The sequence below is a fragment of the Streptomyces rubrogriseus genome (assembly GCF_027947575.1).
GTDB lineage: Bacteria > Actinomycetota > Actinomycetes > Streptomycetales > Streptomycetaceae > Streptomyces > Streptomyces rubrogriseus.
Window position 1 is genome coordinate 8,011,958 of sequence record NZ_CP116256.1, and the last position, 17,841, is coordinate 8,029,798.

Annotated in this window: 18 protein-coding genes, 1 pseudogene and 1 riboswitch; of the genes and pseudogenes, 8 read left to right on the top strand and 11 right to left on the bottom strand. The window is 72.4% G+C overall.

Features of this window, described 5'->3' with window-relative positions:
- Nucleotides 1-60 precede the first annotated feature (60 nt).
- The 3 genes from Sru02f_RS36125 to thrC form a co-directional block, all read right to left on the bottom strand.
- Nucleotides 61-264 carry a cold-shock protein gene (locus tag Sru02f_RS36125; RefSeq protein ID WP_004929928.1) on the bottom strand — a complete coding sequence of 68 codons (204 nt, stop codon included), beginning with the start codon at nucleotides 262-264 and terminating at the stop codon, nucleotides 61-63.
- 418 nt (nucleotides 265-682) lie between these two features.
- The gene (locus Sru02f_RS36130; protein WP_003974680.1) at nucleotides 683-958 is read right to left on the bottom strand and encodes a MoaD/ThiS family protein; all 276 of its coding nucleotides are present in this window, start codon (nucleotides 956-958) and stop codon (nucleotides 683-685) included.
- Nucleotides 955-2,247 (bottom strand): threonine synthase, encoded by a 1,293-nt coding sequence (gene thrC / locus Sru02f_RS36135; RefSeq protein ID WP_174855212.1) that lies wholly within the window; start codon nucleotides 2,245-2,247, stop codon nucleotides 955-957. The genes Sru02f_RS36130 and thrC overlap by 4 nt, the downstream gene beginning before the upstream one ends.
- Before the next feature lie 17 nt (nucleotides 2,248-2,264).
- Nucleotides 2,265-2,412: riboswitch (SAM riboswitch) on the bottom strand.
- A gap of 152 nt (nucleotides 2,413-2,564) precedes the next feature.
- Between thrC and Sru02f_RS36140 the strand changes: the two genes are divergently transcribed.
- Nucleotides 2,565-3,509: a glucosyl-3-phosphoglycerate synthase gene (locus Sru02f_RS36140; protein WP_109035294.1), complete on the top strand. Its 945-nt coding sequence runs from the start codon at nucleotides 2,565-2,567 to the stop codon at nucleotides 3,507-3,509.
- A 23-nt stretch (nucleotides 3,510-3,532) separates the two neighbouring features.
- Here the strand turns inward: Sru02f_RS36140 and Sru02f_RS36145 are convergent, their stop codons facing one another.
- Nucleotides 3,533-4,240 carry a hypothetical protein gene (locus Sru02f_RS36145; protein ID WP_109035292.1) on the bottom strand — a complete coding sequence of 236 codons (708 nt, stop codon included), beginning with the start codon at nucleotides 4,238-4,240 and terminating at the stop codon, nucleotides 3,533-3,535.
- Between the two features lie 146 nt (nucleotides 4,241-4,386).
- Between Sru02f_RS36145 and Sru02f_RS36150 the strand changes: the two genes are divergently transcribed.
- Nucleotides 4,387-5,775, top strand: a complete 1,389-nt coding sequence (locus tag Sru02f_RS36150) for an alpha,alpha-trehalose-phosphate synthase (UDP-forming) (protein WP_109035290.1) — start codon at nucleotides 4,387-4,389, stop codon at nucleotides 5,773-5,775.
- A 6-nt stretch (nucleotides 5,776-5,781) separates the two neighbouring features.
- Here the strand turns inward: Sru02f_RS36150 and Sru02f_RS36155 are convergent, their stop codons facing one another.
- The 4 genes from Sru02f_RS36155 to Sru02f_RS36170 all read right to left on the bottom strand — a co-directional run bounded on the left by Sru02f_RS36155 (nucleotide 5,782) and on the right by Sru02f_RS36170 (nucleotide 9,052).
- The gene (locus tag Sru02f_RS36155; RefSeq protein ID WP_109035288.1) at nucleotides 5,782-6,264 is read right to left on the bottom strand and encodes a hypothetical protein; all 483 of its coding nucleotides are present in this window, start codon (nucleotides 6,262-6,264) and stop codon (nucleotides 5,782-5,784) included.
- Between the two features lie 139 nt (nucleotides 6,265-6,403).
- On the bottom strand, nucleotides 6,404-7,276 hold the full coding sequence (otsB, locus tag Sru02f_RS36160) for a trehalose-phosphatase (RefSeq protein ID WP_109035286.1): 873 nt from the start codon (nucleotides 7,274-7,276) through the stop codon (nucleotides 6,404-6,406).
- Nucleotides 7,277-7,516: 240 nt separating this feature from the next.
- Nucleotides 7,517-7,750, bottom strand: a complete 234-nt coding sequence (locus Sru02f_RS36165) for a DUF3263 domain-containing protein (RefSeq protein ID WP_109035284.1) — start codon at nucleotides 7,748-7,750, stop codon at nucleotides 7,517-7,519.
- A gap of 36 nt (nucleotides 7,751-7,786) precedes the next feature.
- Nucleotides 7,787-9,052 (bottom strand): extracellular solute-binding protein, encoded by a 1,266-nt coding sequence (locus tag Sru02f_RS36170; RefSeq protein WP_109035282.1) that lies wholly within the window; start codon nucleotides 9,050-9,052, stop codon nucleotides 7,787-7,789.
- Between the two features lie 108 nt (nucleotides 9,053-9,160).
- Between Sru02f_RS36170 and Sru02f_RS36175 the strand changes: the two genes are divergently transcribed.
- The 3 genes and pseudogenes from Sru02f_RS36175 (at nucleotide 9,161) to Sru02f_RS36185 (ending at nucleotide 12,366) form a co-directional block, all read left to right on the top strand.
- Nucleotides 9,161-10,171, top strand: coding sequence for an ROK family protein (locus Sru02f_RS36175; protein WP_280524912.1), 1,011 nt, complete (start codon nucleotides 9,161-9,163; stop codon nucleotides 10,169-10,171).
- Nucleotides 10,171-11,316 (top strand): N-acetylglucosamine-6-phosphate deacetylase, encoded by a 1,146-nt coding sequence (gene nagA / locus Sru02f_RS36180; protein WP_109035278.1) that lies wholly within the window; start codon nucleotides 10,171-10,173, stop codon nucleotides 11,314-11,316. The genes Sru02f_RS36175 and nagA overlap by 1 nt, the downstream gene beginning before the upstream one ends.
- A 118-nt stretch (nucleotides 11,317-11,434) precedes the next feature.
- Nucleotides 11,435-12,366 (top strand): annotated as a pseudogene (locus tag Sru02f_RS36185) (1-phosphofructokinase family hexose kinase).
- Between the two features lie 49 nt (nucleotides 12,367-12,415).
- Here the strand turns inward: Sru02f_RS36185 and Sru02f_RS36190 are convergent.
- Nucleotides 12,416-13,390 (bottom strand): CBM35 domain-containing protein, encoded by a 975-nt coding sequence (locus tag Sru02f_RS36190; protein ID WP_109035274.1) that lies wholly within the window; start codon nucleotides 13,388-13,390, stop codon nucleotides 12,416-12,418.
- 121 nt (nucleotides 13,391-13,511) lie between these two features.
- Nucleotides 13,512-15,173 (bottom strand): diguanylate cyclase CdgB, encoded by a 1,662-nt coding sequence (gene cdgB, locus Sru02f_RS36195; RefSeq protein WP_109035272.1) that lies wholly within the window; start codon nucleotides 15,171-15,173, stop codon nucleotides 13,512-13,514.
- 347 nt (nucleotides 15,174-15,520) lie between these two features.
- Between cdgB and Sru02f_RS36200 the strand changes: the two genes are divergently transcribed.
- Nucleotides 15,521-16,129, top strand: a complete 609-nt coding sequence (locus Sru02f_RS36200) for a flavin reductase family protein (RefSeq protein ID WP_109035270.1) — start codon at nucleotides 15,521-15,523, stop codon at nucleotides 16,127-16,129.
- 48 nt (nucleotides 16,130-16,177) lie between these two features.
- Nucleotides 16,178-16,648: a GNAT family N-acetyltransferase gene (locus Sru02f_RS36205; protein WP_109035268.1), complete on the top strand. Its 471-nt coding sequence runs from the start codon at nucleotides 16,178-16,180 to the stop codon at nucleotides 16,646-16,648.
- A gap of 17 nt (nucleotides 16,649-16,665) precedes the next feature.
- On the opposite strand, the gene arfB is transcribed toward Sru02f_RS36205, so the two are convergent.
- Nucleotides 16,666-17,103, bottom strand: coding sequence for an alternative ribosome rescue aminoacyl-tRNA hydrolase ArfB (gene arfB, locus Sru02f_RS36210; protein WP_109035266.1), 438 nt, complete (start codon nucleotides 17,101-17,103; stop codon nucleotides 16,666-16,668).
- Nucleotides 17,104-17,260: 157 nt separating this feature from the next.
- Here arfB and Sru02f_RS36215 point away from each other — a divergent pair, with 157 nt between their 5' ends.
- The gene (locus Sru02f_RS36215) at nucleotides 17,261-17,836 is read left to right on the top strand and encodes a TerD family protein (RefSeq protein ID WP_109035264.1); all 576 of its coding nucleotides are present in this window, start codon (nucleotides 17,261-17,263) and stop codon (nucleotides 17,834-17,836) included.
- Nucleotides 17,837-17,841: the final 5 nt, after the last annotated feature.

Consider the following 17,841-nt stretch of genomic DNA (forward strand, 5'->3'; position numbering starts at 1 on the left):
CGTACCCCTGGAGGTACGGGCCCTTCGGATGAAGACCGGGTGCTGCGGTGGCCGCGCGTCTCAGGCGCTGAGGCGAACCATGTCGGCCTGCGGGCCCTTCTGACCCTGCGAGATCTCGAACTCGACCCGCTGGCCTTCTTCGAGGGTGCGGTAGCCGTCCATCTGAATCGCGCTGTAGTGGACGAAAACATCCGCACCACCGTCGACCGCGATGAAGCCGTACCCCTTCTCCGCGTTGAACCACTTGACGGTGCCCTGAGCCATGCCTAACTCCCCTATTACTGGCCCTTGCACAGATCCGCACTTCGCGGACCCGGGTCAGACCTCGCCCCCTCACGACTGGGGGCGTGCGCCGGAACGCGTCGACCGCGGCTGAATGTATCTGTCCAACTGCCGTCTGCAACAGGTCAATCGGACGAGAAATCTGGACGCACCCGGTCCGGAATGTGGCGAGAATTCGCCTGAATTCGGGTCAAGTCGGGTCACGCAAAGGGAACAAAAGCCGCGAAATACGCTCGCACTTTGGCTGTTTCTTGTCGGGCGGGCGGCAGGAATTAACGGTTCCCGTTGTGCTGATCGGGAGCGCGTTCCCCAACTCTACCGCGCTCAACCACATGGAATTGCCCCCTCCGTTTCTCTTACGGAGAGGGCAATACGCACTACGAGGTGTATCCGCGGTGGATCAGCCGCCGGCGACCGCCGGGATGATCGAGACGCCCGCGCCGTCCGGCGTCGCCGTCTGAAGGCCCTGCTCGAAGCGGACGTCGTCGTCGTTGACGTAGACGTTGACGAAGCGGCGCAGCTTGCCCTGGTCGTCCAGGACGCGGGCGGCGATGCCGGTGTGGTTCTTCTCCAGGTCGGAGATGACCTCCCCGAGGTTGGCCCCGTCGGCGCTCACCTCGGCCTTGCCGCCGGTGTAGGTGCGCAGGATGGTCGGGATGCGAACGGTCACGCTCATGCGAGGCCAGCCTCTCGGAAGGAGTCCAGGTTCGGGCGGATGGTGGCGGTGAGGCCGGTGCCGGCCACCGCGTCGAGGGTCTTCAGGCCGTCGCCGGTGTTCAGGACGACGGTGGTGAGCGACGGGTCGAGGACGCCGTTCTCGATCAGCTTCTTGGTGACGCCGACCGTCACGCCGCCCGCCGTCTCCGCGAAGATGCCCTCCGTGCGGGCGAGCAGCTTGATCGCGTCCACGACCTGCTCGTCGGTCACGTCCTCCACGGCGCCGCCGGTGCGGCGGGCGATGTCGAGGACGTAGGGGCCGTCGGCCGGGTTGCCGATGGCCAGCGACTTGGCGATGGTGTTCGGCTTCTGCGGGCGGACCACGTCGTGCCCGGCCTTGAACGCCGTGGAGACCGGCGAGCAGCCCTCGGCCTGCGCGCCGAAGATCTTGTAGGGCTTGTCCTCGACCAGACCCAGCTCGATCAGCTCCTTCAGCCCCTTGTCGATCTTCGTCAGCTGGGAGCCGGACGCGATCGGCACGACGATCTGGTCGGGCAGCCGCCAGCCGAGCTGCTCGCAGATCTCGTAGGCGAGGGTCTTGGAACCCTCGGCGTAGTAGGGGCGCAGGTTGACGTTGACGAAGCCCCAGCCCTCGCCGGCCGGGTCGCCGATCAGCTCGGAGCAGAAGCGGTTCACGTCGTCGTAGTTGCCCTCGATGCCGACCAGCTCACCGCCGTAGACGGCGGCCATGACGACCTTGCCCTGCTCCAGGTCGTGCGGGATGAACACGCAGGAGCGGAAGCCGGCCCGGGCGGCGGCGGCGCCGACGGCACCGGCGAGGTTGCCGGTGGAGGAGCAGGACAGGGTGGTGAAGCCGAAGGCGCGGGCGGCCTCGATGGCCTGGGCGACGACGCGGTCCTTGAAGGAGTGCGTGGGGTTGCCGGAGTCGTCCTTGATGTACAGCCCGCCGGTGACGCCCAGTTCGCGGGCGAGGTTGTCGGCCTGGACGAGCTTGGTCCAGCCGGGGTTGATGTTCGGCTTGGTCGCGACGTCGGCCGGGACGGGCAGCAGGGGGGCGTAGCGCCAGATGTTCGCGGGGCCCGCTTCGATCCGCTTGCGCAGTTCCTCGGCGTCGTGGTCCGAGAAGTCGTAGGCGATCTCGAGGGGGCCGAAACACTCTTCGCAGGCGAAGACCGGTCCGAGCGGAACCCGGTGGCCGCACTCCCGGCAGCTCAGCGCGGCGGCGGGGCCGAGGTCGACGGTGCCGTCGGCGGGGTTCGTGGAGGTTTCGGCAGTCTGCACAGCCATGGAGGCGAGGCCCTTTCTCCTCATCTTCCTCACGACGCATCTCGCCGTGAGACGGATTTGGCACCTTCCCTAGCCGGGAGCCTCGCCACGTCCGTGTGACAAGAACCGACTGGAGGGTTGCCGGGGCTTCATCGGGCCGTATCCCTCTGCCCCTCTGGATGAGCGGTATGAAGTTGTTTCGCGGTGGTGCGCGCGGCGACCCCGGCATGCGGTGGTCCCACGCGTTGTTCAAGACTGTAACCGAAGGCCAGGACGGTTGAGATAGTCGTCCGTACCGCGAGATGGATCACAATGGATCACGAAGGAGACCACGGGACGTGCTGGAAGAAGTCGAGCGCTGGCTGAACGCACGCTCCTGGTCGGCCGCGGACCGGCCGGTCCAGCACCTTCTGTCCGCCAAGCACGCCACCGGGCAGTCGGTCAGCGTGGTGCTGCCCGCGCTGGACGAGGAGGCGACGGTCGGCGACATCGTCTCGGTGATCCGCCGGGAGCTGGTGCTCGGGGTCCCGCTCGTCGACGAGATCGTGGTCGTGGACTCCGGGTCGAGCGACCGCACGTCCGAGGTGGCCGCTGCGGCCGGGGCGCGCGTCGTCCACCGGGACGCGATCCTGCCCCGCATCCCCGCCGTGCCCGGCAAGGGCGAGGTGCTGTGGCGTTCGCTGCTGGTCACCGGCGGGGACATCGTCTGCTTCGTCGACGCGGACCTGCGCGAGTTCTCCGCCGACTTCGTCTCCGGGATCGTGGGCCCGCTGCTCACCGATCCGGACGTGCACCTGGTCAAGGCCATGTACGACCGCCCGCTGGCCGGGGCGGCCGGGCAGGGCGGCCGGGTCACGGAGCTGATGGCCCGCCCGCTGCTCAACATGCACTGGCCGCAGCTGGCCGGCTTCGTCCAGCCGCTGGGCGGGGAGTACGCGGCCCGCCGCTCCCTGCTGGAACGGCTCCCCTTCCCGGTCGGCTACGGCGTCGAGCTGGGCATGCTGGTCGACGCCCTGCACCTGGTGGGCCTGGACGCGCTCGCGCAGGTCGACGTCGGGGTCCGCGTCCACCGCCACCAGGACGGGCGGGCGCTGGGCCGGATGGCCGCGGCGATCTACCGCACCGCCCAGCTCCGGCTGGCCCGCGGCCACCTGGTGCGCCCGGCCCTCACCCAGTTCGAGCGGGGCGTCGACGGCTTCGAGCCGCGCACCTACGCCGTCGACACCGAGGAACGGCCGCCGATGACGGAGATCGCGGAGTACGCGGCCCGGAGGGTGGCCTAGGCACCGGAAACGGCCCACGGGGCTCAGCCGGAGACGCCGTCCGACCAGCGCCACCTGCCGCCGGAGTCCAGCTCGCAGGTCAGGTACTCGCCGCCGCGGCCGTGAGTGCTCAGGCCCCGGTGCTTCTTGGCGCAGAACTGGCCGTCGGCGTAGCAGTTGCCCGCGGGGCTCATCAGCTCGCAGGCGCCGGTGCCGCCGTCCCCGGTGCCGCCGCTGGTTCCGCCGGTACCGCTGTCCCGGGTCTTCGACGGCTCGGGGGCCGGCTCCGGCGTGTGCAGCAGGCGCCCGGCGCAGTCGCGGCCGTCGCGGGGGACGGTGAAGGTCACGGCGCCGGAGCCGCCGCTCTGCTCGCAGATCTTCTCGCCGCTGCCCCAGGAGGAGGCCCGCTGCCCGCTGCCCTGGAGGCGCACGGTGTAGCTGACGTGCGCCTTCTCGGCGGCGCTGACGGCCGCCCCGATGCTGCCGCCGGTGAGGTCCGGCAGCGTGACGGCGGTGGGGGTGGGGGTGGGGGTGGGAGTCGGGGTCTCGGTGCTGGCGGACGCCTCGGGAGTGGGGCTGCCGCTCGGCGTGGCGGTGTCGGAGGCGGAGGCGGTGGCCTTGGCGGGGGCCTCGTCCGCGGTGGCGCTCGCGTCGCCGTCCCCGCAGCCGGCCAGGGCCAGCGCGGAGGCCGCGATCAGTGCCGCCGTGCCCGCGAGTCTGCTCGTGCGCCGGTGCCGTGTGCGTATGGGCATGGTGCGCCCACCCCCCAGAAAGTTGAAATGTGCACCGCACATCCTCAACCTGTTCACACTTCCCGCACAAGCTCCGTGACCGAATCGCCGTCGGGGTGACACGGGGAAACGTTTGAGGTGCGAGGGGCCGGGCTAGGTTGAGGCGTATGGCTTCAAGCTTCGGTGCTGCTCAGGTGCTGGTCGCCTCCAACCGGGGGCCGGTCTCGTACGAGGTGCGGGAGGACGGGTCGCTGCACGCCAAGCGGGGCGGTGGCGGGCTCGTGTCGGGACTGTCGGCCATCGGGCCCGACGCGGGGGCGCTGTGGGTGTGCTCGGCGCTGTCCGACGGGGACCGCGAGGCGGTGCGGCGCGGGGTCGGCGAGGACGGCGTACGGATGCTGGACGTGCCGGCCGACGTGCACGCGGACGCGTACAACGGGATCGCCAACTCGGTGCTGTGGTTCGTGCACCACATGCTCTACCAGACGCCCCTGGAGCCGGTCTTCGACGCGGAGTTCCGGCGGCAGTGGGCCTCCTACGAGGCGTACAACCGGGCCTTCGCCGAGGCGCTGGCCGAGGAGGCGGCCGAGGGCGCGGTCGCGGTCGTGCAGGACTACCACCTGACGCTGGTGCCGGGGATGCTGCGCGAGCTGCGTCCGGATCTGCGCATCGGCCACTTCTCGCACACGCCCTGGGCCCCGGTCGACTACTTCCGGCTGCTGCCGGACGACATCGCCGAGCAGGTGCTGCGCGGGATGCTCGGCGCCGACCGGCTCGGCTTCCTCACCCGGCGCTGGGCCGACGCGTTCACCGCCTGCTGCGACGCCGTGGTGGGCGGGCTCGGCGGCACGGAGATCGGCGTGCACGGGCTCGGCGCCGACGGGGACTTCCTGCGGGGGCGCTCGCACGAGGCCGACGTCGAGGAGCGGATGGCGGAGCTGCGGGAGCAGATCGGGGAGGGCCGCCGCACCATCGTGCGGGTGGACCGCACCGAGCTGTCCAAGAACATCGTGCGCGGTCTGCTGGCCTACCGGGAGCTGCTGGCCGGGCGGCCGGAGTGGCGCGAGCGGGTCGTGCACGTCGCGTTCGCCTACCCCTCGCGGCAGGACCTCGCCGTGTACCGGGAGTACACGGCCGAGGTGGAGCGGGTCGCGAACGCGGTCAACGAGGAGTTCGGGACGCCGGGGTGGACGCCGGTCGTGCTGAATCTCAAGGACGACTTCGCGCGGTCGCTGGCGGCGTACCGGCTGGCGGACGTGGCACTCGTCAACCCCGTCCGGGACGGGATGAACCTGGTCGCGAAGGAGGTGCCGGTCGTCTCCGACGCGGGGTGCGCGCTGGTGCTGTCGCGGGAGGCGGGCGCGTACGAGGAGCTGGGCGAGGACGCGGTGGTGGTCAACCCGTACGACGTGGTGGGCACGGCGGACGCGCTGCACGCGGCGCTCGGCCTGCCGGCGGGGGACCGGGCCGAGCGCTCGAAGCGGCTGGCGGCCGCCGGCACCGCGCTGCCCCCGGCCCGGTGGTTCCTGGAGCAGCTGGAGGCGCTGCGGGGCTGACGCGGGCTACTTGTCCTGGACCGGCGGGCAGGTGCCGGTCTCCTCGCCGACGGAGTTGATCTCGGCGTTCGGCCGCGGGTCACCGGCGTAGTTCAGCTGGTCCGTGCACTTGACCCCGTCTTCCTTCGGGGTGCCGGAGGACGGGGTGCCCGGCTGCGGCTCGGGGCAGGTGCCGGTGTCCGCGCCGATGGAGTTGATCTCGGCGTTCGGCCTCGGGTCACCGGCGTAGTCCAGCCGGTCCGTGCACTTCTCCCCCGCCCCCTGGTCCGGCTTCGACTCCGCCGGGGGCTGCGAGGACGCGCCGCCGGTGCCGGTCCCGTCGTCCGCGGTGGGGGGCTGTGCGGTGCTCGTCGCGGTCGCGGTCGCGGCGGGGGCGGCGCCCTCGTCGGTGCCGCCGTTCCCGCCGTCGCCGCCGGTGCCGCAGGCGGTCAGCGCCAGGCCGAGGGCCACGGCGGCGAGGGCGAGCATCGGGGTCTTCCGAGCGGACATGGCGGGTTCCTCCACGGTCGTGGGCCTCACTGAGCAGGCCTTACGGCGTGCAAGACAGCGGGGGCGGCGGACCGGGTTGCCCCGCCCCCGGTGTCCGGACACGCCTGTGACAGGCGGGGGAACCGGTCGTGACGTTGTCTCAGGCCAGCCGGCGCGCGAGGGCCGCCAGCAGGGCCACCACTCCGGCGGGGCCGGGCACCTCGACGTCCGCGCGTTTCCTCAGCTCCGTCACCTCGTCGCTGCCGCTGCAGACCAGCAGGCCCGGAGTGCCCTCGGTGCGGAGGGTGTCGACGGCCGCGTAGGCCGGGAGGTCCCCGAGGTCGTCACCGGCGAAGAGGACGCAGGCGGCGTCGAGGGAGTGGACGTACGACCGCAGCGCCGCGCCCTTGTCCATGCCGGGTGGGCGCAGTTCCAGGACCATGCGGCCCGGCTCGACGATCAGGCCGTGCCGGGAGGCCAGGCCGGTGAGCGGGGCGCGCAGGGTGTCGAAGGCGGCCTGCGGGTCGGGGGCGCGGCGGGTGTGGACGGCGACCGCGTGGCCCTTGTCCTCCGTCCAGGTGCCCTGCGCCGCCGACCCGGACCGCTCAAGGAGACCTGGCAGCTCGGCGCGGACGGCGGCGACGCCGGGGTGCGGCTCGGGCGTGGTGAGGGTGTCGGTGGCGGCGTCCCAGCGCTCGGCGCCGTAGTGGCCGAGGACCACGAGGCGGTCCAGGCCGGGGACGTTCGCGAAACCGCCGTGGTGGACGGCGACCTCGGCGGGGCGTCCGGTGATCACCGCGATCGAGGCGACCTTCGGGGCCAGGGCCGCGAGCGCCGGTACGGCGTCCGGGTGGGCGCGGGCCCGGTCGGGGTCGGGCACGATCGGGGCGAGCGTGCCGTCGAAGTCGAGCGCGACCACCGCGCGGCCGGGGTCGGCGAGGAGGGCGTCGAGCCCTTCGCGTCCGGCCGCCGTCGCGGGCGTCGGCAGGGGCGGTGGGGAGTCGTCTCGGGTGGAGTCCTGGTGGCTGCCCATACCGCGAACCTATCCCCCCGGGGCCGGACTCACGCGTCGCCCGCGGGCCCCGCCCCGCCGACCGGCGTGCCCGCGCCGCCGGGTCCGTCGTCCCGGTCGGCCCCTCCGTGGCCGGAGCCCCCGGCTCACCCGGCACGGGGCCCGGCCAGCCCGCACGCCCCCGAAACTCCGTGCAGCCCGGCGTGGTGACCACGCCGGGGCGGGCGGTCCCTGCCCCACGTGGGCCCGCGCGGGGCGGCCTCAGCGGTCCGTGCGGCGCGACTGCCGTACGCGGCGCAGGCGGTTGACCGTCACCGGGTCGGTCGCCAGGGCGCGGGGGTCGTCGAGCAGGGCGTTGAGGAGCTGGTAGTAGCGGACGGGGGCCAGGCCCAGCTCCTCGCGGATGGCGCGCTCCTTGGCGCCGGGGCCGGTGAAGCCACGGCGTTCCAGCGCGAGGATGCTCCGCTCCCGCTCGGCCAGCTCTCCCGGTTCCATGTACGGCACCGTAACGCCCGCCGCCGACAGCGGCCGCTACTCCGCGCTGCCCGCCTTCATCGCCGTCGCCTGGATCTGGCCGAGGACCTCCTCGGGGCTGGCGCCCGTGGCGACCGCCTGGCCGATGCGCTTCTTGACGTCCGCGCTGACCGAGGCCCAGGAGGTCTTGCCGACCGGGTACAGCTCGGAGAGCAGCAGCTCGTCCAGGAACGGCTTGAGGTTCTCGTCCTCCGGCGCGGCGCTCATGGTCTGGGAGGCGGAGGTGGTCACCGGCAGCAGGTCGTACTCGCGGGAGAAGTCGAGGACGTTCTCCTCGCTGTAGACGAAGTCGAGGAAGTCGCCGATCTCGTCCTGGTGGCCGTTCTTCTTGAAGGCCGTCATCCAGTCGGAGACCCCGAGGGTGTTCTTGCTCTCGCCGTCGATGCCGGGGGTGGTCACCATGCCGTACTTCACGCCCTTGTCGGACGCCATCTTCATCAGCGAGGGGTGCCCGTTGAGCATGCCCACGTCGCCGGCCGCGAAGGCGGCGAAGGCGTCGGCACGGTTGAGCTTGCCGGGGGCGACGGGGCCGGTGAGGCCCTTGCCGACCAGCTCGTCCCGCAGCCAGGTGAAGGTGGTGACGTTCTGCGGGGAGTCGACGGAGTAGGTGCCGACGTCGTCGGTGTAGCCGCCCTCGCCGCTGAGCATCCACTGCATCGTCTCGGCCTGCGCCTCCTCGGCGCCCAGCGGCAGGGCGTAGGGGTACTTCACGCCCTTGTCCTTGAGCGCCTCGGCGGCCTCGGCGAGGTCGTCCCAGGACTTGGGCGGCTGGACCCCGGCCTTGTCGAAGAGGGTCCTGTTGTAGAAGAGCACGCGGGTGGAGGCGGCGAAGGGCAGGCCGTACTGCACGCCGTTGACCTGGCCCGCGGCGGCCAGCTGGGAGACGAAGTCGGCCTGGACCGGGATGGAGAGCACGTCGTCGGCCCGGTAGAGCAGGTCCTTGTCCGCGTAGTCGGAGTAGGCGCCGATCTGCGCCATGTCGGGCGCCTCGCCCGCCTCGACCATCTCGCGGACCTTGCGGTCGACGTCGGTCCAGGAGTAGACGCTGACGTCCACCTGCACGTCGGGGTTCTTGGCCTCGTAGGACTTGACCAGCTCGTCCCAGTACTTCTGGGAGCTGTTGTCCTTGCTGTCGCCGTAGTCGGCGGCGACGAGCTTCAGGGTCACCCCTTCGGAGTCGCCGGTGAGACCGCAGCCGCCGAGGACCGCCGTCATGCCCAGTGCGGACACCACCGCGATCGTTCCTGTCCTACGCCGCTGCACCCTGTTCCCCAACCCTGACTGCTCGTTCGCGCGTTCGCTTACCGGATTAAGGTCTACACCACCGCAGTGGACTAGACCTCTCCCGGGTGTACGGGCCACACTGTCCCCGTGAGACATGTCATCGCCCTCGATGTGGGCGGCACCGGGATGAAGGCCGCCCTGGCGGGGCCTGGGGGCGAGCTGCTGCACCAGGCACGCCGGGCAACCGGCCGCGAGCGGGGACCCGAGGCGGTCGTCGCGGGCATCCTGGACTTCGCCGCCGAGCTGCGGGCCTACGGCGCGGACCGGTTCGGCGAGCCGGCCCGCGCCGCCGGCGTCGCGGTCCCCGGCATCGTCGACGCCGAGCGCGGCGTCGCCGTGTACGCGGCCAACCTCGGCTGGCGCGACGTGCCGCTGCGGACGCTGCTCGGCGAACGGCTCGGCGGTATTCCGGTCGCCCTCGGCCACGACGTGCGCACCGGCGGCCTCGCCGAGGGCCGGATCGGGGCCGGTCAGGGCGCCGACCGGTTCCTGTTCGTGCCGCTGGGCACCGGGATCGCGGGCGCCATCGGCATCGACGGCCGGGTCGAGGCGGGCGCCCACGGCTTCGCGGGCGAGATCGGCCACGTCGTCGTGCGCCCCGGCGGCATCGCCTGCCCGTGCGGTCAGCGCGGCTGCCTGGAGCGCTTCGCCTCCGCGTCGGCGGTCAGCCAGGCGTGGGCCCAGGCCTGCGGCGACCCCGGGGCGGACGCGGCCGACTGCGCCAAGGCCGTCGAGTCGGGGGACGCCCGCGCGCTCGCCGTGTGGCAGGACGCCGTGGACGCGCTCGCCGACGGGCTGGTCACCGCGCTCACCCTGCTGGACCCACGCGTCCTGATCATCGGTGGCGGCCTCGCCGAGGCGGGGGAAACCTTGTTCACACCGCTGCGGGACGCCGTCCGGCGGCGCGTCACCTTCCAGAAACTGCCGGAGATCGTCCCCGCCGCACTCGGGGACACCGCCGGTTGCCTGGGTGCCGGGCTGATGGCCTGGGACCTGCTCGACACCGCTGCTCCGCCTGCTTCGCCAGCTCCGCCCGCTTCGACTTCCACAGCTTCCACGGCCGCCACGGCCGCGACTCCCCCGGAGGTAACCACCTGATGGCCCCAAGCAAGGTTCTCGCCGGTGCCCGGGTGGTACTGCCCACCGGGACCGTGGACGACGGCCGCGTGATCGTCGACGGCGCGCGGATCGCGGACACGGCTCCCCCGCAGGCCGAGACCGTCGACCTGGCGGGCCACTGGGTGGTCCCCGGCTTCGTCGACATCCACAACCACGGCGGCGGCGGAGCCTCCTTCGCCGGCGGCACCGCCGAGGAGATCCTGGTCGGCGTCGAGACCCACCGCCGGCACGGCACCACCACGGTGGTCGCCTCCGCCGTCACCGGCGAACTGGACTTCCTCGCCCGCCACGCCGGGATGCTCGCCGAGCTGGCGCAGCAGGGCGACATCGTTGGCATCCACTTCGAGGGGCCGTTCATCTCGCCGTGCCGCAAGGGCGCGCACGACGAGCAGCTGCTGCGCCACCCGGACCCGGCCGAGGTGCGCAAGCTGGTCGACGCGGCGCACGGGCACGCGAAGATGATGACGCTGGCGACCGAGCTGCCGGGCGGCCTGGACTCCGTACAGCTGCTGGTCGAGCACGGCGTGATCGCGGCCGTCGGGCACACCGACGCGACGTACGAGCAGACCGTGCAGGCCATCGACGCGGGCGCCACCGTCGCCACGCACCTCTTCAACGCGATGCCGCCGATCGGTCACCGTGCGCCGGGTCCGATCACGGCGCTCCTCGAGGACGAGCGGATCACCGTCGAGCTGATCAACGACGGCACGCACCTGCATCCGGCCGCGCTCCAGCTGGCCTTCCACCACGCGGGCGCCGCCCGGGTCGCCTTCATCACCGACGCGATGGACGCGGCCGGCTTCGGCGACGGCCGCTACCGGCTCGGCCCGCTGGACGTCGAGGTCACCGACGGCGTGGCCCGGCTGGTGGAGGGCGGCTCGATCGCGGGCTCCACGCTCACCCTGGACCGCGCCTTCAAGCGGGCGGTGACGGTGGACCGGCTGCCCGTCGGGGACGTCGTCGCCGCGATCTCCGCCAACCCGGCGCGGCTCCTCGGTCTCGACGACAGGATCGGCTCGCTGGAGCCCGGCAAGGACGCCGACCTGGTCATCCTGGACGACGCCTTCGACCTGGTGGGCGTGATGCGCCGGGGCGAATGGGTGGTCGATCCCCAACTGGGCTGATCCGTCCCCGAGTCCGCTCCGGGGGCTGGGCCGACCGCCTCCCGTTTGGCATGATCGTGTCGTGGAGCACGGCTCCGCGGGCACACCCAGCCGCAGACGATCGGGGGAGGTCGGCACGGTGATCCTCACCGTCACTCTCAACACCGCGCTCGACATCACCTACCGCGTGCAGGGCCTCAGGCCGCACGCCTCGCACCGGGTGACCGAGGTGACCGAGCGGCCCGGCGGCAAGGGGCTGAACGTGGCCCGCGTGCTGGCGGCCCTCGGCCACGAGGTCACGGTCACCGGCTTCGCGGGCGGCACCACCGGGGCCGTCGTGCGCGAAGGGCTGACCGGCGTGCCCGGGGTGACCGACGCGCTGGTGCCGGTCGCGGGGGCGACGCGGCGGACCATCGCCGTGGTCGACGAGCGCACCGGCGACACCACCCAGCTCAACGAGCCGGGCCCGGCCGTGGCGCCCGCCGAGTGGAACGCCTTCCAGGAGGCGTACGAGGACCTGCTGGCCGGCGCAGCCGCGGTGGCGCTGTGCGGCAGCCTGCCGCCGGGCGTCCCGGTGGGCGCCTACGCCGGGCTGGTGCGGGTCGCGCGGGCCGCGGGCGTACCGGTGCTGCTGGACACGAGCGGGGAGCCGCTGCGCCGGGGCTGGCCGCCCGCCCGGACCTGATCAAGCCGAACGCCGACGAACTGGCCGAGCTGACCGGCTCGCACGAGCCGCAGCGGGCCGCGCAGGCCGCCCGGCGCCGCGGTGCCCGCTCGGTCATCGCCTCGCTCGGCCCCGAGGGGCTGCTCGCGGTGACCCCGGAGGGCCGCTGGCGTGCCGCCCCGCCGGCCCACGTGCGCGGCAACCCGACCGGCGCGGGCGACTCCGCGGTCGCCGGCCTGCTCTCCGGCCTGGTGGAGCACCTGCCCTGGCCGGACCGGCTGGCCCGCGCGGTCGCCCTGTCGGCGGCGACGGTGCTGGCGCCGGTCGCGGGCGAGTTCGACCGGGCGGCGTACGAGGAGCTGCTCGGGCGCGGGGTCGCGGTGACGGCGGAGGCGGGCGCGGCCTGAGAGCGGGCCGCGGGTGCGGGGCCCGGGTGCGGTTACCCGGGCCGACCGGTCACTCGGACGAGAGCGAGAGCTTGTCGAGGACCAGGTCGCACTTGTTGCCGTCGTTGCACGCCAGCTCGATGGTGTTGGTGCCCTTGGCCAGGTTCACGTTGGCCCAGGTGGTCTGCCAGCCCTTTTCCCAGTCGCCCTCGGGCGTGCCGCCGAAGTTCTTCATGTTCAGCGGGCGCGCGGAGGCCTTGCCGTTGATGACCAGGGTCGCGTCGGCGTCCTTGCCCGGGATGCCGTAGCGCACGTTCAGCCGGTAGCCGCCGGCCTTCTCGATGCCGTCGACGGTCCAGGTGACCTTCGCGCCGACCTGGTTGAAGCCCGTGACGTAGACGCCACCGTCGGACTCCGCGCCCTCGAAGTCGGAGGCGGTCCCCATGCCGGGCGACAGCCGCAGGGCCTTCGCGTCGGTCGCGGGCAGCTCGACCTCCTCCTCGGCGCCGTCGCTCGCGGACGGGCTGGGCTCGGTGCTCTCGGACTGGGTGGGGGTCGGGTCGCCGCCCGCCTCGTTGCCGCCCTTGTCGTCGTCGGAGCCGCTGCTCGTCATGGCCACGGCGATGCCGATGACCACGGCGGCGACGACCGCCACCGCGCCGATCAGCAGGCCCTTGGTGTTCGGGCCGCGGCGTCCGCCGCCCCCGCCGTGCCCGGACGGCTGCTGCGGGCCCCCGGGACCGCCACCGCCGGGGAAGGTCTCCGGCGCGGCGTAGTGCGCGTTCGGCTGCCCGTACGCCCCCTGCGGCTGGCCGTAGGCGCCCTGCTGGGGCGGGGCGGCCTGGCCGTAGGCGGCGGTCTGGGCGCCCTGGCCCTGCGGAGCCCCGTACTGCCGTGTGCCGACGGGACGCACCCGGTTGACGGAGTTCGGGTAGCCGTAGCCACCGGACGGCGGCTGGGCCCCGTTGGCCTGCCCGTCGGCGTAGAGGTAGCCGAAGGGGTCGTCGTCCTCGGGCGTGCTCGCGCCGTTGTTGCCGGGCGTCATCCCTAGGTCTCCTAACCAGATGCGGTGCGTGGTGCGGTACGGGTGGGTGAGAAAGCGAGCCTACCCGCTTCCACTGACCCAAACGGGTGACTCGGACCGCATCAACGCGCTGACCTGGCGATCATCCGGCGCGGCGGTGCTGTTTGGGACGAGATCGTTTCTCGACGTACATCCGTTCGTCAGCGGACTTGAGCACCTCGTCCGCCGTCATGCCGCAGTGGGCCCAGCCGATGCCGAAGCTGGCGCCCACCCGGACGGCCCGGCCCTCGGCCCGGATCGGCTGGATGATCTCGCCCCGCAGCCGTACGGCGAGGTCCTGGGCGTCGGCCCGGCCGAGCCCGTTGGCGAGGATCACGAACTCGTCGCCGCCGAGCCGGGCCACGGTGTCGCCGTCGCGGACGCCGCCGCTGAGCCGCCGGGCGACCTCGATCAGCACGGCGTCGCCCGCGTTGTGCCCGAACCGGTCGTTGATCGACTTGAAGCCGTCCAGGTCGCAGAAGAGGACCGCGAGTCCCTTGGTGCCGTCGTCGCGCCCGTCCTCGGGGGCCACGGCGTGCACGTGGTGGTCGAAGGCGCCGTACGGCTCGGCGGCGGCGGAGAAGTCGAAGGTGTGGCCGCCGGAGTCGAACACGGCGGAGTTCCCGTAGGCGGCGTCCATGGCGTCGGCCACCGCGTGCGAGGACTGCGGGCGCTGGCAGAGCCGGGCGGCCAGCCGGGAGCGCAGCTCGGCGCTGTTCGGCAGGCCGGTGAGGGAGTCGTGGGAGGCGCGGTGGGCCAGGTGCAGCTCGCGCCGCTTGCGCTCCTCTATGTCCTCGACGTGGGTGAGCAGGAAGCGCGGTCCGTCGGCGGCGTCGGCGACGACGCTGTTGCGCAGCGAGACCCAGACGTAGGTGCCGTCGCGGCGGCCCAGGCGCAGCTCGGCCCGGCCGCCCTCGGCGGAGGTGCGCAGCAGGGTGCCGATGTCCTCGGGGTGCACGAGGTCGGAGAAGGCGTAGCGGCGCATCGACGAGGCCCGGCGGCCCAGCAGTCGGCACAGGGCGTCGTTGGTGCGCAGGATGCGGCCGTGCTGGTCGCCGCCCATCTCGGCGATGGCCATGCCGGAGGGGGCGTACTCGAAGGCCTGGCGGAAGCTCTCCTCGCTGGCCCTGAGCGCCTGCTGGTCGCGCTCCAGGCGGACCAGGGCGCGCTGCATGTTGGAGCGGAGCCGGGCGTTGCTGATCGCGATGGCGGCCTGGAACGCGTACATCTGCAAAGCCTCGCGGCCCCAGGCGCCGGGGCGGCGGCCGTTGCGCGGCCGGTCCACGGACAGGACGCCGATCAGCTCGCCGCTGTTGCCGCCGCCCTGCGGGCCCGGCGCGTACATCGGGGCGAAGAGCCGGTCCGAGGGGTGCCACTCGTCCTCGAAGCGGGGCGCGGGCCCGTCGGTGTACCACTGCGGGACGTCGTCGTCGTCGAGGACCCAGCCCTCGGTGTGGGGTATGAAGATCAGGTCGCCCCACTGCTCGCCCATGCTCAGGCGCCGGTCCCAGGACTCCCGGGAGCCCGAGCGGCCGGTGATGAGCGCCTCGGCGGCCGGGTTGCCCGCGAAGGCGGCGACGACGAGGTCGCCGTCGGGGCCGACCAGGTTGACGCACGCCAGCTCGTAGTTGAGGGCCTGGACGACGCCGTCCGCGACGGCCTGCAACGTGTCGGCCAGGCTGCGGGCCTTGTTCATGTCGGCCATGGCCTGGTGCAGCTGACGCAGGGAGGCAAGGCGGACATAGGGCTCCGAGTCGGTCTCCATGCTCGCCCTCCCCCCGAGACCTCGCAGTGAATCAAGGGTTCTCTTCGGCGCCTTTACTGAGGGTGCCCCGGATCGTGCTCTTGCAGGTTCCCCGCCACTGAATCACAGCGCGCTGCCCACTCGGTACACAGGGTCAACAATTACCGCCCCTTGTGACTCAAGTCACAACGAAACATGAACAATTGCGTGGGGTTTCCGGGTTTTCTGCGGGTTCCCCGCGCCTTTACCGAACGCAAAGTTTGCGGGGTATCGGCACGTCTCCTCCGCCGCCTCCTCCCGTGGTCCTAGGTCCCGGTTCGGACCGGGGCCCGATGCCCGGCCCACGCCCCGGAGATTAGCGTGACGGAGTGCCGAATACTCCGCCTCTCACGTATCCCGGGTCCCCCGCGGCCCCCGCGTCCCCGTTGCCGTCGCCCGCCTCCGGGCATGCTGAGGGGGTGAGCAACGAGGAGTTCCGTGCCGCCATGTCCCGGCTGGCCTCGGGCGTGGTCCTGGTGACCGCGCAGGAGCCGCCGCTGGACCCGGACGACCCGCTGGCGCCACGCGGCGAGGACGTCGGAATGACGGCCACCGCCTTCATGTCGGTGTCCCTGGACCCGCCGCTGGTCCTGGTCAGTCTGCGCGAGGGCTCCCGCATGGACGACCTGCTGGACGAACAGCCCCTGTGGGCCGTGTCGGTCCTCTCCGAGAGCCAGCGGCACATCGCGGGCCGCTTCGCGATGAAGGGCCGCGTCAGCGACCGCCTCCTGTTCGCGGACATCCCGTACGCGCGGGGGGAGGCGACCGGGGCGCCCCTGGCCGGCGGCGCCCTGGCGACCCTGGAGTGCCGCACCGAACAGCGGGTGCCGGCCGGCGACCACACGCTGGTGATCGGCCGGGTCCTGACCGCCACGCTGCCGAGCGCGGACGGGGGCCCGCTGACCTACTTCCGGGGCCGGTACCGGCAGCTGGGCTGAGCGGTAAATCGCTCGTCCGGCGTGAGGACGCCCGCCTAGGGTGCGCGCATGACGACCAGCACCGGGCCCCGACTGGAGCCGATCACTCCCGCGAACATCGAGGCCGCCCTCGCCATCCGGGTGCGCCCCGAGCAGGAGTTCGCCGTCGACCCTGTGGTGAAGTCCCTCGCCGAGGCCTACGTCCACGGTGAGAAGGCCTGGCCGCGCCTGATCCTCGACGGCGAGCGTCCGGTCGGCTTCCTCATGGGCTTCTTCGGCGTCGACTGGTACGACGACGGCAGCGCGCTGCGCTCCGGCCTGTGGCGGCTGAACATCGCCGCCGGGGAGCAGGGCCGGGGATACGGCCGCTTCGCCGTGGAGTCGGTGGCCGACGAGATCCGGCGCCGCGGCGGCACCGAGTGCTTCGTCACCTGGCACCCCGGCGAGCACGGTCCGGAGCACTTCTACCTGGGCCTCGGCTTCCGTCCGAACGGGGAGAAGTCCGAGGGGGAGACGGTCGGCGTGCTGGAGCTGGGCTGAGCGGCGGGCCCTCCCGGTCAGTCCCAGCCCCGCGCGGAGCGCCCGCGCTTGGTGTCCGAGCGCTGCTTCTTCTCCCGCAGCCGGCGTTCGTTGATGCCGCGCGGTATGCGGGTCGGCCTGCGGGGCCTGGGCGGGGGCGCGGTGGCCTCGGCGAGGAGGGCGGCCAGGCGTACGGCGGCGGTCTCCCGGTTGCGCCACTGGGAGCGTTGCTCGGAGGCGCGGACGGTGACGACCCCGTCGGACAGGCGCCCGGCCAGCCGCTCCAGCGCCCGCTGCTTCCACACCGCGGGCAGGGCCTCGGTCCGCGCCAGGTCGAAGCGCAGCTCCACCGCCGTGTCCGTGGTGTTGACGTGCTGCCCGCCGGGCCCCGACGAGCGCGAGAAACGCCAGACCAGCTCGGCCTCGGGCAGGGAGACGGAGCCGCGGATGACATGGGGACCGGACATGCCCTCCATGTTCCCGTCCGCGGGCGGCCCGCGTCACTCGAATATCGTGATCCCGCTCTTGGTAAAGAAAGTAAAGAGAGGCGGAACCTTGTGGACCCCTCTCGACGTTCATGGTGGTAGCTGTAGCTTTCTTGCCGTACGTAAACGAGGGAAGGGACTCCCAACAATGGCTGTAAGCCTGTCCAAGGGTGGCAACGTCTCGCTCACCAAGGAGGCTCCGGGCCTGACCGAAGTCACCGTGGGGCTCGGCTGGGACGTCCGCACCACCACCGGCACCGACTTCGACCTCGACGCCTCCGCGATCGCGGTCAACACGCAGGGCAAGGTCTACTCCGACGCCCACTTCGTCTTCTTCAACAACAAGCAGACGCCGGACAACACGATCGTCCACACCGGTGACAACCGCACCGGCGAGGGCGCCGGCGACGACGAGGCGATCAACGTCAACCTGGCGGGTCTGCCGGCCGACATCGAGAAGATCGTCTTCCCGGTCTCGATCTACGACGCCGAGAGCCGCTCGCAGAACTTCGGCCAGGTGCGCAACGCCTACATCCGCATCCTCAACCAGGCCGGCGGCGCCGAGATCGCCCGCTACGACCTGTCCGAGGACGCGGCCACCGAGACCGCCATGGTCTTCGGCGAGCTGTACCGCAACGGCGCCGAGTGGAAGTTCCGCGCCGTCGGCCAGGGCTACGCCTCGGGCCTGACGGGCATCGCCCAGGACTTCGGCGTGAACGTCTGAGGTTC